Annotated in this window: 11 protein-coding genes; 6 read left to right on the top strand and 5 right to left on the bottom strand. The window is 69.1% G+C overall.

Going from position 1 to position 13,660, the window contains the following annotated elements:
- Positions 1-99 precede the first annotated feature (99 nt).
- The 4 genes from Q0L11_RS01640 to Q0L11_RS01655 all read left to right on the top strand — a co-directional run bounded on the left by Q0L11_RS01640 (position 100) and on the right by Q0L11_RS01655 (position 3,574).
- Complete coding sequence (locus tag Q0L11_RS01640; RefSeq protein ID WP_296595103.1) at positions 100-1,101, top strand: MBL fold metallo-hydrolase; 1,002 nt, start codon at positions 100-102, stop codon at positions 1,099-1,101.
- A gap of 138 nt (positions 1,102-1,239) precedes the next feature.
- Entirely contained in the window at positions 1,240-2,112 is an 873-nt protein-coding gene (locus Q0L11_RS01645) for an alpha/beta hydrolase (protein ID WP_296595104.1), read from the top strand.
- A gap of 80 nt (positions 2,113-2,192) precedes the next feature.
- Entirely contained in the window at positions 2,193-2,756 is a 564-nt protein-coding gene (locus tag Q0L11_RS01650; RefSeq protein WP_296595105.1) for an NADPH-dependent FMN reductase, read from the top strand.
- Positions 2,757-2,848: 92 nt separating this feature from the next.
- Positions 2,849-3,574 (top strand): EF-hand domain-containing protein, encoded by a 726-nt coding sequence (locus Q0L11_RS01655; protein ID WP_296595106.1) that lies wholly within the window; start codon positions 2,849-2,851, stop codon positions 3,572-3,574.
- Here the strand turns inward: Q0L11_RS01655 and Q0L11_RS01660 are convergent.
- The 4 genes from Q0L11_RS01660 to Q0L11_RS01675 all read right to left on the bottom strand — a co-directional run bounded on the left by Q0L11_RS01660 (position 3,571) and on the right by Q0L11_RS01675 (position 9,194).
- Positions 3,571-4,566 carry a glutathione S-transferase family protein gene (locus Q0L11_RS01660; RefSeq protein WP_296595107.1) on the bottom strand — a complete coding sequence of 332 codons (996 nt, stop codon included), beginning with the start codon at positions 4,564-4,566 and terminating at the stop codon, positions 3,571-3,573. The genes Q0L11_RS01655 and Q0L11_RS01660 overlap by 4 nt on opposite strands.
- A 51-nt stretch (positions 4,567-4,617) precedes the next feature.
- On the bottom strand, positions 4,618-5,295 hold the full coding sequence (locus tag Q0L11_RS01665) for a TetR/AcrR family transcriptional regulator (RefSeq protein ID WP_296595108.1): 678 nt from the start codon (positions 5,293-5,295) through the stop codon (positions 4,618-4,620).
- Positions 5,296-5,431: 136 nt separating this feature from the next.
- A complete protein-coding gene (locus tag Q0L11_RS01670) occupies positions 5,432-7,738 on the bottom strand; it encodes a TonB-dependent receptor (protein ID WP_296595109.1) in 2,307 nt (768 codons plus the stop codon).
- Positions 7,739-8,033: 295 nt separating this feature from the next.
- Positions 8,034-9,194 (bottom strand): glutathione S-transferase N-terminal domain-containing protein, encoded by a 1,161-nt coding sequence (locus Q0L11_RS01675; protein ID WP_296595110.1) that lies wholly within the window; start codon positions 9,192-9,194, stop codon positions 8,034-8,036.
- A 79-nt stretch (positions 9,195-9,273) separates the two neighbouring features.
- On the opposite strand from Q0L11_RS01675, the gene Q0L11_RS01680 reads away from it, so the two are divergent.
- Entirely contained in the window at positions 9,274-10,305 is a 1,032-nt protein-coding gene (locus Q0L11_RS01680) for a glutathione S-transferase N-terminal domain-containing protein (RefSeq protein WP_296595111.1), read from the top strand.
- Between the two features lie 705 nt (positions 10,306-11,010).
- Here the strand turns inward: Q0L11_RS01680 and Q0L11_RS01685 are convergent.
- Positions 11,011-12,579 carry a sulfatase-like hydrolase/transferase gene (locus Q0L11_RS01685; RefSeq protein ID WP_296595112.1) on the bottom strand — a complete coding sequence of 523 codons (1,569 nt, stop codon included), beginning with the start codon at positions 12,577-12,579 and terminating at the stop codon, positions 11,011-11,013.
- Between the two features lie 288 nt (positions 12,580-12,867).
- Between Q0L11_RS01685 and Q0L11_RS01690 the strand changes: the two genes are divergently transcribed.
- Positions 12,868-13,660, top strand: a 793-nt coding sequence (locus Q0L11_RS01690; RefSeq protein WP_296595113.1) for an aminotransferase class I/II-fold pyridoxal phosphate-dependent enzyme, incomplete at its 3' end; no start/stop codon positions are given.

A 13,660-nucleotide genomic window follows, 5' to 3' on the forward strand; every position in this document is an offset into this window, starting at 1 on the left:
AGGTCGTAGCTGAGGGTCATGGCGTCCTTCCCGTTTGTGGTTTGCGCAGCTCTAGCATAGGAACGTGAATTAGAATTCCGATTTTAGGGGGAAACAAGCATGCTGCGCGTCCTCGTCGCCGCCCTGGCGCTGGCCCTGTCCGCTACGGCGGCCCAGGCGCAGGCCCCTGCTTTCGATGGCCTGCGGGTGATCTTCTGCGGCACGTCCGGGCCGCTGCCGGTGGCGGGACGGGCCAAGCCGTGCACGGCGGTGCAGGCCGGCGGCGCCCTGTACCTCGTCGACATCGGCCCCGAAGCCACCGAGAACCTGATGACCTGGCGCATCCCCGTCGCGGCGGCGAAGGCGGTGTTCGTTACCCATCTGCATTCGGACCACATCGGCGACCTGGGCGAGTTCAACATGCAGAGCTGGGTGAACGGCCGGATGGCGCCGCTCGCCGTGGTCGGGCCGGCCGGCGTCGACAAGCTCGCGAACGGGTTCAACCTCGCGTACGAGGACGACCACCGCTTCCGCAAGGCGCACCACGAGCACGGGGCGCGGTTCGAGACCGCCGAAGGCCTGCTCGCGCCCAAGGTGGTGACCGTCGCGAGGCCAGACGGCACGGCCGTGGCCTGGAAGGACGGCGACCTGACGGTGACGGCGATCCGGGTCCATCACGACCCGATCGACCCGGCCTTCGCCTACCGGTTCGACTACAAGGGCCGCTCGGTGGTGGTGAGCGGCGACACCACGAAGTGGGCGCCGCTGGCCGTGGCCGCCAAAGGCGCCGACGTGCTGGTCCACGAGGCGCAGAACAACGCCATGACCAAGCAACTGGCCCAGGGGCTGGCGATGATGGGCAATGCGCGCATGAGTTCGGTCATCGCCGACACGGTGACCTATCACACCGAACCCGCGGAAGCCGCCGACATCGCGCGGCAGGCCGGCGTCAAGGCGCTGGTGCTGAACCACCTGACCCAGGCGGGCCTGCCGATGTTCACGCCCGAGACCTTCGCAAAAGGGATCGAGGACGGCGGCAAGCTGGACTGGCGCCTCGCCAAGGACGGCATGACCATCGAGCTGCCGGCGGGCAGCGCCGAGGTGCGCTTCGGCAGCTACTGACCGCGGGCGCCGGTTTGGCGGTCATCCACCGCCCAGTCGGCTGGCGGGATCGCCACCCGGACAGCCGGACACCGCAGGTTGAATTGAGACCGTCACGCGCGAGGCGCATCGTGGGGCGTACCAGAACAGGAGCCCCCAATGCCTACCATCACCACCAAGGACGGCGCGCAGATCTTCTACAAGGACTGGGGATCGGGACAGCCCATCGTCTTCAGCCACGGTTGGCCGCTGAGCGCGGACGACTGGGACGCCCAGATGATGTTCTTCGGCATGAACGGCTATCGCGTCATCGCGCACGATCGCCGCGGGCATGGCCGATCGAGCCAGACCTGGGACGGCAACGAGATGGACACCTACGCCGACGACCTGCGGGCGCTGGTGCTGGCGCTGGACCTGAAGGACGCGGTGCACGTGGGCCACTCGACCGGCGGCGGCGAGGTCGCCCGCTACCTCGGACGGCACGGGACGGACCGGGCGGCGGCCGGCGTGCTGATCGGCGCGGTCCCGCCGGTGATGGTCAAGAAGGAGAGCAACCCCGAAGGCCTGCCGATGGAGGTGTTCGACGGCTTCCGCACCGGCCTGCTCGCCAATCGCGCCCAACAGTTCCTCGATGTGCCAACCGGGCCGTTCTACGGCTTCAACCGGCCCGGCGCGAACGTCAGCGAGGGGACCATCCGCAACTGGTGGCGCCAGGGGATGATGGGCGGGGTGAAGGCCCACTACGACTGCATCAAGGCCTTCTCCGAGACCGACTTCACCGAGGACCTGAAGAAGATCGACGTGCCGGTGTTCGTGATGCATGGCGACGACGACCAGATCGTGCCCTACCAGGACGCGGCCCTGAAGAGCATCAAGCTGCTGCAGAAGGGCACGCTGAAGGTCTATCCCGGCCTGCCGCACGGCATGGCGACGACCCATGCCGACATCATCAACAACGACCTGCTCGCGTGGCTGAAGGGCGAGCTGAAGGACGCGACGAGCCAATCCTCGGCGGCCCTCGAACCCGCCTGACGCCTGCTCGCCGAACGAACGATCCCAGGCGCCGCCGTTTCTGCGAACGGCGGCGCCGTCCTGCGTGCTAGAGGCCAGCCATGAGCGACACCCTCCGCATCCTCGGCGTGGCCGGCAGCCTGCGCCACGCGTCATTCAACCGCGCCCTTCTGCGCGCCGCCGCCGAGGTCGCGCCCGACCGGGTGGCGATCGAGACCTTCGACCTGGCCGTCGTGCCGCTTTACAACGGCGACGTGGAGGCGGGCGGAGATCCGGACGGCGTCGCCGCGTTCAAGGCCGCCATCCGCGCTGCCGACGGCGTGCTGTTCGCCTGCCCCGAGTACAATCACGGCGTCCCGGGCGTGATGAAGAACGCCGTGGACTGGGCCTCACGTCCGCCGGCCGATGCGGCGCTGAACCGCAAGCCGGTCGGGATCATCGGCGCCTCCCCCGGCCAGACGGGCAGCGCCCGGGGGCAGAGCCAGTTGCGACAGGCCTTCGAGTTCACCAACTCGTACTGCATGCCCCAGCCCGAGATCCTGGTGTTCCGGGCGCACGAGAAGTTCGACGCCGAGGGCCGGCTGATCGACGAGCCGACGCGGAAATACCTCGGCCGCTACGTCGCCGCCCTCGCAGCATGGATCGCCCGCTTCCGCGGGGGCTGACGGCGCCGGAAAAGCCCGCGATTGTGGCGCATCGGACACCGGCCCGCCGCTTTGCGCGGCGAGACGGGGCCAAGCTCTTCGGACGGGACAGCATGCGTATCAGGACCTGGATCGGTCTCATCGGGATCACCCTCGCGCTCGCGGCCTGCGCCGGCGGGCCTCGCGGCGGACCGCCGCCGGGGTTCGGCGATGACGATTTCGCAGACGGACCGGGCGGGCGCCCCGGCGACGGGCCGCACCGGCCGCGCGCCCAGTTGTTCGTCAGCCCGTCCGGCCAGCCCTTCCGCGCTCCGGGAGACCAGCCCTACCCGTCCGCCGCCTGGTTCGCCCAGGCCGACGCCAACCACGACGGGCGCCTGACCCGCGACGAGTTCCGCGCCGACGCCGACGCCTGGTTCAAGGCGCTGGACGCCGACGGCGACGGCCAGATCAGCATGCCGGAAGTGACCCGCTGGGAAGAGGAGCTGGTCCCCGAGGTCAGCCGCGTAGGCGCCGGGATGATGGGCGGCATGGGCGGCGGCCGTCGTGGCCAGGCCGCGGGCCGCAACGAGCTGAACACGCGCATGCAGGGCGCCGCCGCCTACAGTCTCATCAACGAGCCGCATCCGATCCGCGGCGCGGACGCCGACTTCTCGTTCACGGTCAGCCGGACCGAATGGCGCGCCGCCAGCGACCGCCGGTTCGCCCTGCTGGACCCCGACGGCGACGGCGCGATCCTGCTGTCCGACCTGCGCCCGACGCCGGTTCAAGCCATGGGCGGGCCGGGCAAGCGGGCGGACCGCCGCCCGCCGATCGGCGTTTTGAATCGCGAGCGCTAGACGCGAAGCCCCGCCCTCGCGCCGGCCTCGTCCAGGATGGCCGCGAGGCGCGCATCGTCGGCCACCGCAGCGTACCGGGCTCGCAGCGCGGCCAGCGACTTGGCATGGTACTTCTGCGGCGGCTGGACGTAGGTGTCCTGGCCCAGGCGGACGGCGAACTCCGGCTCGCCGGCCTGCAGCGCGGCCGCGTTGGCGCACGTCCAGGGCAGGAAGTAGCGGCCGACATAGGCCAGCAGCGGGGCCAGCGTCGGCTTCAGGCTGTCCCAGCCCTCGAAGTCGCCATCGATCCGCGGCTCCAGCATCCGGTGGCACCAGTCGAGCACCGCGGGGCCGCGGGCGCGGATCATGCCGCCGCAGGTGGGGTCGACCGAGCACTCGTAGAGCTGGGCCGCGAGGCCGAAGTCACCGAAGGCCGGCCGCGCGCCGAAGAGGTACTTCCGCTCGGCGAGGTGCGCCTCGAGGATGTCCAGCAGTTCCAGGTAGTAGGCCGTGATCAGGGGCGCGTTGGCGTCGCTGGAGCCGACGAAATGGCCGCGGCCCGTCATCCGCTCGCGAACCATGCGCGTGCGTTCGGCCACCTGCTCGGCCGTGCCGTTCGGCAGCGACAGACGAGCCAGGGTCTGGGCGGAGGCGGCCTGATCGACGTCGGCGTACCAGCGATGGTGGAACATCAGCTTGTTGCCCCACTCGTCGCCGAACTCCTCGATCAGCGCCGAGAGGAAGCGAAGCGCGGGGTCGTCCGGATGGATCGACGGCTCGGGATGCCGCGCCTCGACCGCCTCCATGATCGGCGTGGAGTCCTGCAGGCCCTCGTCGTCCGGCGTGGCGACAGTGGGGACGATCGGCAGCTTGGCGTACCGCTTGTAGTCCTCGTCGTTGGCGGCGTTGCGCGCGATCCAGCGGTGCGGGAGCCCCTTGAACCGGAAGTAGGAGCGCACCTTCACCGAGTACGGCGACATCTCCGAGCCGAAGATTCGATAGAGCCCGCTCATCGTCTGCTTCCCCCTCTTGTCGCGGCGCGTTCCGGCGCGCCGTCGGATCGTTCAGGCCTTCGCCCGCACCGTTTCGGAGCCGATGCCGAGGTAGCGCATCAGCATCAGCGCCAGCTCCTCGTGCAGCAGCGGATCGTCCGCGCTCCAGGGCCCCGGCCCGTGCAGCATCGCCGAGATGATCTGGCCGTGCATCATGCGGATGGCCAGGTGCGCCCGCTGCTGCGCCCGGTCATCGACGGCGACGCCGCGCGCCTTCAGGAGCTTGACCAGGAACTCGGCCTCGATGGCCTCGATCCGGCGCATGGGCGGCCAGACGTTCTGACCCCGAAGGCTAAGTTCGAACAGCGCGCGGTAGTAGCCCTCGATCCCCCGCATCGTGCGCGCGGTGTTGTGGGTCAGCCGGCCCAGCAGCTCGTCCAGCGTCTCGTTCGCGCGGGCGGGGTCCTCGAAGAACTTCGCGATATTGGCTTCGGCGCGCGCGGCCATGTCGGACTGGAGCGCCAGGAAGAACGCTTCCTTGTCCTCGAAGCGGCGGTAGAAGCTGCCCACCGAACAGCCGGCGCGCTTGGCGATATCGGTGATGTGGGTCTGCCAGAAGCCGTTGGCGGCGAAGGCGCGCTCGCCCGCCTTGAGGAGGCGGTCGCGCTGTTCGCGGCTGCGGTTCTGGTACGCCGGACGAGCCCAGGTTGGGTCGGTCCCGTTGGCGTCCAGGCTCTTGGCTTTCGGCATCTAGATCTTCCGCTGCTCGGCTCGCGGTTTAGCCGTCCCGACCGCCGTTTCCAAAAGGAAACAAGGGGCGGCCCGGACGCGCGAGACGCGCCCGGGCTCAAGGCCCCAATGCTGAGGACGACTGCGCACGCGGCGATCAGAACCTGACCTGCAACTCGACGCCGTAGGTCCGGGGCGGACCGTACCAGCCGACAAACGAGTCGACCGCCGCCGTGCCGCCCGCGCTCATCAGGAAGCTGAGCGGATGGGCCGTGGTCTGCAGGTAGAACGACTCGTCACTGAGGTTCTTGCCGTAGGCCGAGAGCCGCCAGCGGCCATCCTGCGCCTGGATGCCGGCCCGCAGGCCGAGCAGCGTGTACGAGCCCTGGTACGACCGCGGATCCAGGGTCGAGGTCAGGTACTGGCTGTCGGTGTAGGAGATGTCGCCGTTCGCAAAGAGCGCGGTGTCGTGGAAGTCGATGTCGTGGGTCCAGGCGAAGGCCAGGCTCCACTGCCACTTCGGGTTCTGCGAGGGCCGCAGGCCGTTGAAATTGCAGCTCCCCGGCTTGCTGCCGTTCGCGGTCTGGCCCGCGTAGCACTGGCCCGCCGTGTAGTCGGTGTATTCGGCGTCGTTGTAGGACAGGCTGCCGTTCAGCGAGAAGTCGCGGGTGAGCCGCCAGCGCGCGTCGGCCTCGACGCCCTGGGAGCGCCGCTCGCCGGCGTTGCCGACGATGAAGCCCGTGCCCGTCACCGGATTGAGCAGCGAGTCCTGGAAGTCCTTCAGCGTGGTCCGGTAGACGTCGACGTTCAGGACGAGGGCCCCGTCGAGCAGCGTCGACTTGAGGCCGATCTCGTAGTTCATCGAATTCTCGGCATCGAACTCGTAGGGCGTGTTCGGCGCGGCGGCGCGGGCGTTGAAGCCGCCGGTCTTGTAGCCCGTAGCCGCCAGGACATAGCCCATGATGTCAGGCGTGAGGTCGTACTGAGCCCCCAGCGACCAGGTGAACTTCTTCTCGCTTCGGCTGACGTCGCCCACCACGTTGATCGGGAAGGCCGAGCGGAACTGGGCCGTGCCGACCGGGCTGTTCACGCTGGCGATGAAGCTGTCCTTCTTGTCCCAGGAATAGCGGGCGCCGCCGGTGACGCGGAACGTGTCCGTGATGTTGAAGGTGAGCTGGCCGAAGGCGGCCGCGCTCTCGGTCGCCTGGCGATAGTAGAAGTGGTTGAACTCGCCGGGCAGCACCCGGGCGTTGCCGGGAAACACCCGCGTGGCCTGGGCGCCCGCGACGCTCTGGGTGTCGTAGCGCATGTCCTCGCGGAACAGGTAGACGCCGGCGATGTATTCGAGCCGCTGGTTCGTCGGCGACAGGAGCCGCAGCTCCTCCGAATAGACCTCGGCCACCAGGCGCTGGAAGCCGCGGCTGACGTCCAGCGGCACGGCGTCGGCGGCGAGCTGCGTGATGTTGTCGTCGTAGGCGTTGTAGGCGGTGATCGAGGTCAGGGTGTGGCCGCCCCACAGGTCCTTGTCGACCTGGATCGAGGCTCCGTAGCTGTCCGTGGCGTTGCGGCCTTCGTAGTCGTCGTCGACCACGTGGTCCTTGTCGTCGTAATTGCGGAACGGACGGCCCACCGCGGCGCTCGCGGCCAGGAAGCCGGGCGTCGCGATGCCCCGCGCGCCGGTCGGGTCGAGCACGTCGGGCGTGCAGCAGTGCGAGTTGATGTGCGCGTAGTAGGCGATGAGGTTGACGTCGACGTCCTCGGCCGGCGTCCACTTCAGCCGCCCGCGCAGGCCGCGCTGGGACGAGCCGTTCACGTCGTCGTCGGTGAAGAGGTTGTGCTCGTAGCCCTTTCGATCGGCGATCCAGAACGACAGGCGTCCTGCGAGATTGTCGGTGATCCCGCCGCCGACGTAGCCGCCGAGCCGCTTGTCCGCGTAGTTGCCGATCGTGCCGGTCAGCATCGCCTCGGGCGCCTGCTGCGGGGCGCGGGTGGTCATGTTGATCGCGCCGACCGGGGTGTTGCGGCCGTACAGCGTCCCCTGGGGACCGCGCAGCACCTCGAGGCTGGAGATGTCCTGCAGGTTCACCTGGATCGGCCCGGCGGCCGGCAGGTAGACCCCGTCCAGGAACAGCCCGACGCTGGCCTCGATGCCCGGGTTGGTGCCCGATGTGCCGACGCCGCGGACGAACACCGTGGTGTTGCGGTTGTTGTTGGACTGGGTGATCTGGACGCTGGGCAGGAACCTGGCCAGCTCGGTCACGCTGGTGACGCCGCGCTTCTCGATCTGGTCGCCGCTGATCGCGGACACCGCCATGGGCACATCCTGGATGTCCTCGGCGCGCTTCTGCGCCGTCACGACGATGGTCTCCACCTCCGTCGCATCCTGCGCCGCCGCCGGCGCGGCGCAGAGCAGGGCCGCCGCGGCCCCCAGCAGCAGGACATGTTTCCTATACGCCGAGCTCATGGTTTCCCCCTTCGTTGTGTTGTTCATGGGCGCGTGGCGCCCGGCTGGGACTTGAGGCGCCCTGCCGCGTACTGGCGCCGGGATCGACGCCGCGCCTCGCGGGCAAGGTTGATGGAATTGAGGTGCGCCAGGAGGCCGGCGCTGCGCCTGCCGGTCATCGGCCGCGCGAGCGTAGGGTCCGACGCCATGTCGGAGCCGGCGGGGACCGCCATCTTCGCTTCCTCCTCCGCCACGTTCTCATTGATCGGAACGTGAATTCTGATTCCTATTTGAGCGTATCGCGCCGGAGTGTCAATCAGGCCACCGCAAGGCGTCCGCCGATCCGCGTCAGACGGCGCGCCAGCTTCAATCGCAACAGCGCGCCGACGCCCACCTCGTCGGCCAGCGCCTCGCACGATCGGCGGGCCTCGTCGTCGAGGCTGGCCGTGAAATCCAGCGCCCGCTGCAGCACCCACAGCGAATGGCCCATGGCCTGCTGCTGGACCTTGACCCCGTGGTAGTCGACGACGATCGGGCCCAGCGCCGGCTGGTCGACGCCGGCGGGGGACAGCAGCGTGCCGGCCGCCGCGTCGGCGTGTTCGGCGACCCAGCCGGCCAGGCGTTCGGCCGACGCCAGCAACTCGTCGCGATAGGTGGCGAAGACGTGGCGCAGAAAGTCCTGGAGGGCGTCCGGGACCCGGTCACCCGGCAACGGCGCCGCCGCCGCGTCGGGGAACTCGGGCCCGGTCCCCTCCCCGCCGTTGACGCGCTCGATCCAGCGGAACACCAGCGGCGCGGCCGTCTGCATCAGCCGAAGCGGATAGGGGTCGCGCCCGAGGTGGCCGTACATCGGCCCCATCAGGGCGAAGTCGCCGCGCGTCGGCGCGCCGCCCAGGACGTACGGATGCTCCGAGAACAGGACGTCGAGCCGCGCCAGGGTCTCGGCGTAGGCGGCCTCGATGGCCGGGACCGTGCGAGCCTCGATCCCCAGCATGGGCAGGTAGCCCGACATCTTCGCCGCCACGCGCCGGCCCAGCCGCTCGATCTCTTCGGCCGGCCCGGGGAAGCGCAGCGCGCGCCCGAACTCGCCGACGATGAAGGCCTCGTTCTCCGCCATGAAGTTCCAGCGGAAGTGCATCGCCGGCTTGGTCAGCCCGCGGTCGCCCACGCACTCCAGCAGGTGGCTCACCAGTTGCTGGCGCGGCCCCAGGGCCAGGTCGGCGGCCGGACGATAGCGGCGCTCCAGCTCGTCGAGGATCAGCGTGGAGTCCTGGACCACCGTGTGGTCCGGAAACTCCACCACCGGAATCCGATGGCTCTCGGCCGCTTCGCGCACCGCGCCGCGATAGCGGGGGTGCGACGGGAATCGCTCTTCGTGCGGGATGCGGTGGGCGCGCAGGAACGCGCGGACCTTGGCGGTATAGAGCGACGATGGCGCGCCATAGAGGAAGACCTCGGGCTCGGACCCTTCCCGCATGCAGCCTCCCCAGGCGATTTTCTTTGCGAACCGGAATTACGGTTTTATCATTGCCAGCAACAAGTCAATGGAGGGAACGATGGGCGGATCGAACGACCGCGTCATGCTGAGCGGGGTGCCGGGCTCGCCCTACACCCGCAAGATGGTGGCGCTACTGCGTTACCGGCGCATTCCGTACAGCCTCGTCCAGCTCTCGCACGAGGCGCCGAACCTGCCCCGGCCCAAGGTGTCGCTGCTGCCGACGTTCTACTTCCCGGACGGCGCGGGCGGCCTGACCGCGGCGACCGACTCAACGCCGCTGCTCCGGCGGCTGGAACGCGAGCATGCCGGGCGCGAGGCCCGGCCGGCGGATCCCGCCCTCGCGCTCATCGACGCGGTGCTGGAGGACTTCGGCGACGAGTGGCTCACCAAGGCGATGTTCCACTACCGCTGGGCCTACGAGCCGGACATCGCCAAGGCCGCCGCCGTGCTGCCGGCCTATACGCGCTCGCGTTTGCCCGACGAGGAGCTGCAGGCCGCGGGCCGCGCCTTCGCCGAGCGGCAGATCCCGCGCCTGCGCTACGTCGGCTCCAACCCCACCACGGGCCCGGTGATCGAGGCCAGCTATGTGCGCTTCCTCGACCTGATGGAGGCCCACCTGCGCGACCACCGCTTCCTGCTGGGCGGCCGGCCGGCCGCCTGCGACTTCGCGGCCTACGGCCAGCTGACCCAGCTTATCCACTTCGACCCCACGTCCATGGCGCTGACCCACGCCCGCGCCCCGCGGGTCGCGGCCTGGACCCTGCTGATGGAGGACCTGACAGGCGAGGAGCCGACCGAGGCCGACTGGTTCGACGCGGCCGCCCTGCCCGCGACCCTGACCGCGATCCTCGCCGAGGCCGGCCGAACCTATGCGCCGCTGCTGCTGGCCAACGCCCGCGCGGTACGCGACGGCGCCGCCGAGGTCCAGACCCACATCGACGGCCAGCCCTGGGTCATGCAGCCCTTCCCCTACCAGGCCAAGTGCCTGGGCTGGCTGCGCGAGGAATACGCGGCCCTGGCGCCCGAAGACCGGACCCGGGCCGATGCCGCGCTCGCCGGCACGGGCTGCGAGGCGATGTTCACAGCTTAGGACTTCCGACCGTCCTTCGCCGACCTGATCGCGCGCCCATGGCCAATCGGGAAGCAGGCCTTCCGAACGTCCCTGAGGGGTGGTTAGCCGACTTTGGCCCGAGCTTCCTTCATTCGCCTAATGTCAGCCCGGACGCCGAAGTACATGACAACGCCAGCGGCATAGAACATGCCGCCTAAGCTCACGAGAGCGAAGGGTCCCAGCACAATGACCCGACCAAACTCGCCAATATGGAAGATCATATCTAGTGCGAAGCACAGGACGCCGCCGACTAAGAGTACGGCACACCATGGCATCATGAAGGAGCGGACGTAGAACATGCGCGTCCTCGGCGTCATTGCTTCGGTTTTCGCAATGAGGTCAGCACGGTATTGACACCAGCGGGTCCTGATTGTGCGTAGCGCTTCCATCGTCGGCAAAGCTACCACACACTCATCAGGCTGCCATAGGCGGCCCTTGCGGAGGTCAGCAACGGGTCGGTTGCGAGAATCGCAGCCGCACCTCGAAGCTGACATTCCGCTCGTCGCCGAAAGGCGGAGCGTCGCCGCAGTCGGCGAGGCGTGGGTTGCAGACACCCTCCTCTCCCCCCGACGCCGGCATCGAGACGGCTGGAGCCTCGAAACGCTGCGCACGATCTCCGCCGGCCGACGTCCCCGCTCGTCGTGGTCGGGCCGGACTCCGACCACGACGGCGGCCCTCCGTTATCTAGTTCAGCCACTCCACGTACTCGACCGTGCCCGGGATCACCGGCGGGTGACCATCGACGTTGATGCGGGCGCGGGCGGTCGCCGGCCACGCCGGGGCGATGTACTTCTTCTCCTGGGCCGCGAAGGCCGCCTTCAGCTCCATGACCTTCTCCGGCATCATCGACGCCAGGTTGATGCGCTCGGTCGGATCGGTGGCGAGGTCGAACAGCCAGACCGCCTTCGGGTCATCGAGGGTCTGCAGTTTCCAGTCGCCCTGGCGGATCATCCGGTAGTCGCCCTTGCGCCAGTAGAGGCTGCGGCTGCGAAGGGCGTCAGGTCCCGCCTGCCCCGTCAGCGACGCGGTGAGGTCGACGCCGTCGTACTCGCGGTCGGCCGGCAGCTTGCCGCCGGCGGCGGCCAGGAACGTCGGGAACAGGTCCAGGCTGGAGGCGATGCCGGGCGTCATCGTGCCGGCGGGAATCCTGGCCGGCCACTTGACGAAGAACGGCACGTGGACGCCGCCCTCGAAATAGGTGGTCTTCCAGCCGCGGTACGGCAGGTTCTCCTGCGGGATCTGGTGGTAGGAGGCGCCGCCGTTGTCGGAGAGGAAGACGACGATGGTGTCCTTCTCCAGCCCCTCGGCCTTCAGCTTGCGCAGCACCTGACCGACGCCGTCATCCATCGCCTGGATCATCGAATAGTAGACGCGGGTCTTCTCGTCCTTGATGTGGCCCATGCGGTCGTAGATCGCCTTGGGCGCCTGGATCGGATTGTGGGGCGAGTTGAACGCCAGATAGAGGAAGAAGGGCTTCTTCTTATTGCGGTCGATGAAGTTGACGGCCTCGTCCGCCAGCTCGTAGGTCATGTACTTCTTGGCCGGCGTCGGCTTGCCGTCACGCCAGACGTTCGTCGTCAGGTTGTCGTAGAGGTACGCGTCGATGCCGCTCCAGGGCAGCTTGGCGGTGACCACGGTGGGATCGTCCACCTTCGCGTACAGGGCGGCCCCGCCCGGAAAACCCACGAACTCATCGAAGCCGCGCCGCTGCGGCAGCAGGTTGGGCGCCGTGCCCAGGTGCCATTTGCCGACGATGCCGGTGTGATAACCCTGCGCCTTCAGCACCTGGGCCATCGTCACCTCGGTGTCGGGCAGGCCGTTGCGCTCGGGCGGGATGGGCTTGCCGTCGGTGGGCTGGATCTTGGCCGCGTAGCGCTCGACCACGTACTTGCCGTTCCGCGCGTTCACGAAGCCCGGCAGGTTGGGCAGCCACTCGAAGCCGTAGCGGGAGTAGTTGCGGCCCGTCATCAGGGCGGCCCGCGAGGTGGAGCACACCGCATCGCCCGTGTAGCCGTTCTCGAACCGCGCGCCCGACTGCGCGATCGAGTCGATGTTGGGCGTGCGCACCAGCGGATTGCCGTGCAGCGAGATGTCGTTGTAGCCGAGGTCGTCCGCCAGGATGAGCACGATGTTCGGCCGCTTCGCCGCCTGCGCCTGGGCCGCGCCGATCCCCGTCAGGGCCTGGGGCGCGGCCGAGGCGGTGACGAGCCCCAGCGCGGCCAGCCCCGCGGCGGCCAGTTTGCCGATCTTCATGTGCGCCCTCCCTAGCGTCTGTTCTTGTCGGCTCCGCCCAAAGGCAGGGCCGCCCGCGCGGAGCGGCCCCGAGGGGAGGAGCCCGCCCGGCCTTCTGGCCCGGCACGCGCATAAAATGTGAACCGTATTTCCGGTTCTAGCAACCCCGAAGCTGCTGCGCGCGTCGGGACAGCGCTTCTGAATTGTCCCGGCGGTTCGGCCGCCATTTCTGGAACGCCCATGCGAGCAGCCAGCCGCCAGCGCAAAGAATGGAAACCCTATGCGCCCGAGCGCGGGTAGACTGACGCGATGAGCTCGACCGACACCGCCCCGTCCCGCACCACCGCCGGCGCCCTGTTCGACGGCCTGCTGCCCCAGCCGCCCGACGCCGTCCTGGCCGTCAGCAAGATGTACCGCGAGGACCCTCGCCCCACGAAGATCGACGTCGGCGTCGGCGTCTACAAGGACGCCCAGGGCCGGACGCCGGTGTTCGCGGCCATGAAGGCGGCCGAGCGGAAGCTGCTGGAGACGCAGCAGACGAAGGCCTACCTCGGGCCCGAAGGCGACTTCGGCTACCTTGAGCGGCTCGCGCCCATCGCCTTCGGGACGGGCGCCGCGGCTGCCGACCTGTTCGGGGTGCAGACCCCGGGCGGCACCGGCGCGTTGCGCCTCGCGGCCGAACTGGCCAACTCGGGCAAGCCGGGCGCGAAGATCTGGCTGGGGCAGCCGTCCTGGCCGATCCACGCGCCGATCTTCGCCGAGGCCGGCCTGGAGGTGGCCAGCTTCCGCCATTTCGACCCCAAGACCCAGGCGCTGACGTTCGACGAGACGATCTCTGCGCTGAAGGGAGCGAGCGCCGGCGACGTCGTCCTGCTGCACGGCGCCTGCCACAACCCGAGCGGCGCGGACCCGAGCGCGGATCAGTGGCGCGAGCTGGCGAACGTGATCTCGGACCGCGGCCTCGTGCCGCTGATCGACCTCGCCTACCAGGGACTTGGCGCCGGACTGGAGGAGGACGCGGCGGGGCTTCGGACCGTCCTCGAGGCGGTGGACAACGCCATGGTCGCCTATTCCTGCGACAAGAACTTCGGCCTCTATCGCG

The organism is Phenylobacterium sp. (assembly GCF_024508875.1).
Lineage (GTDB): Bacteria > Pseudomonadota > Alphaproteobacteria > Caulobacterales > Caulobacteraceae > Phenylobacterium.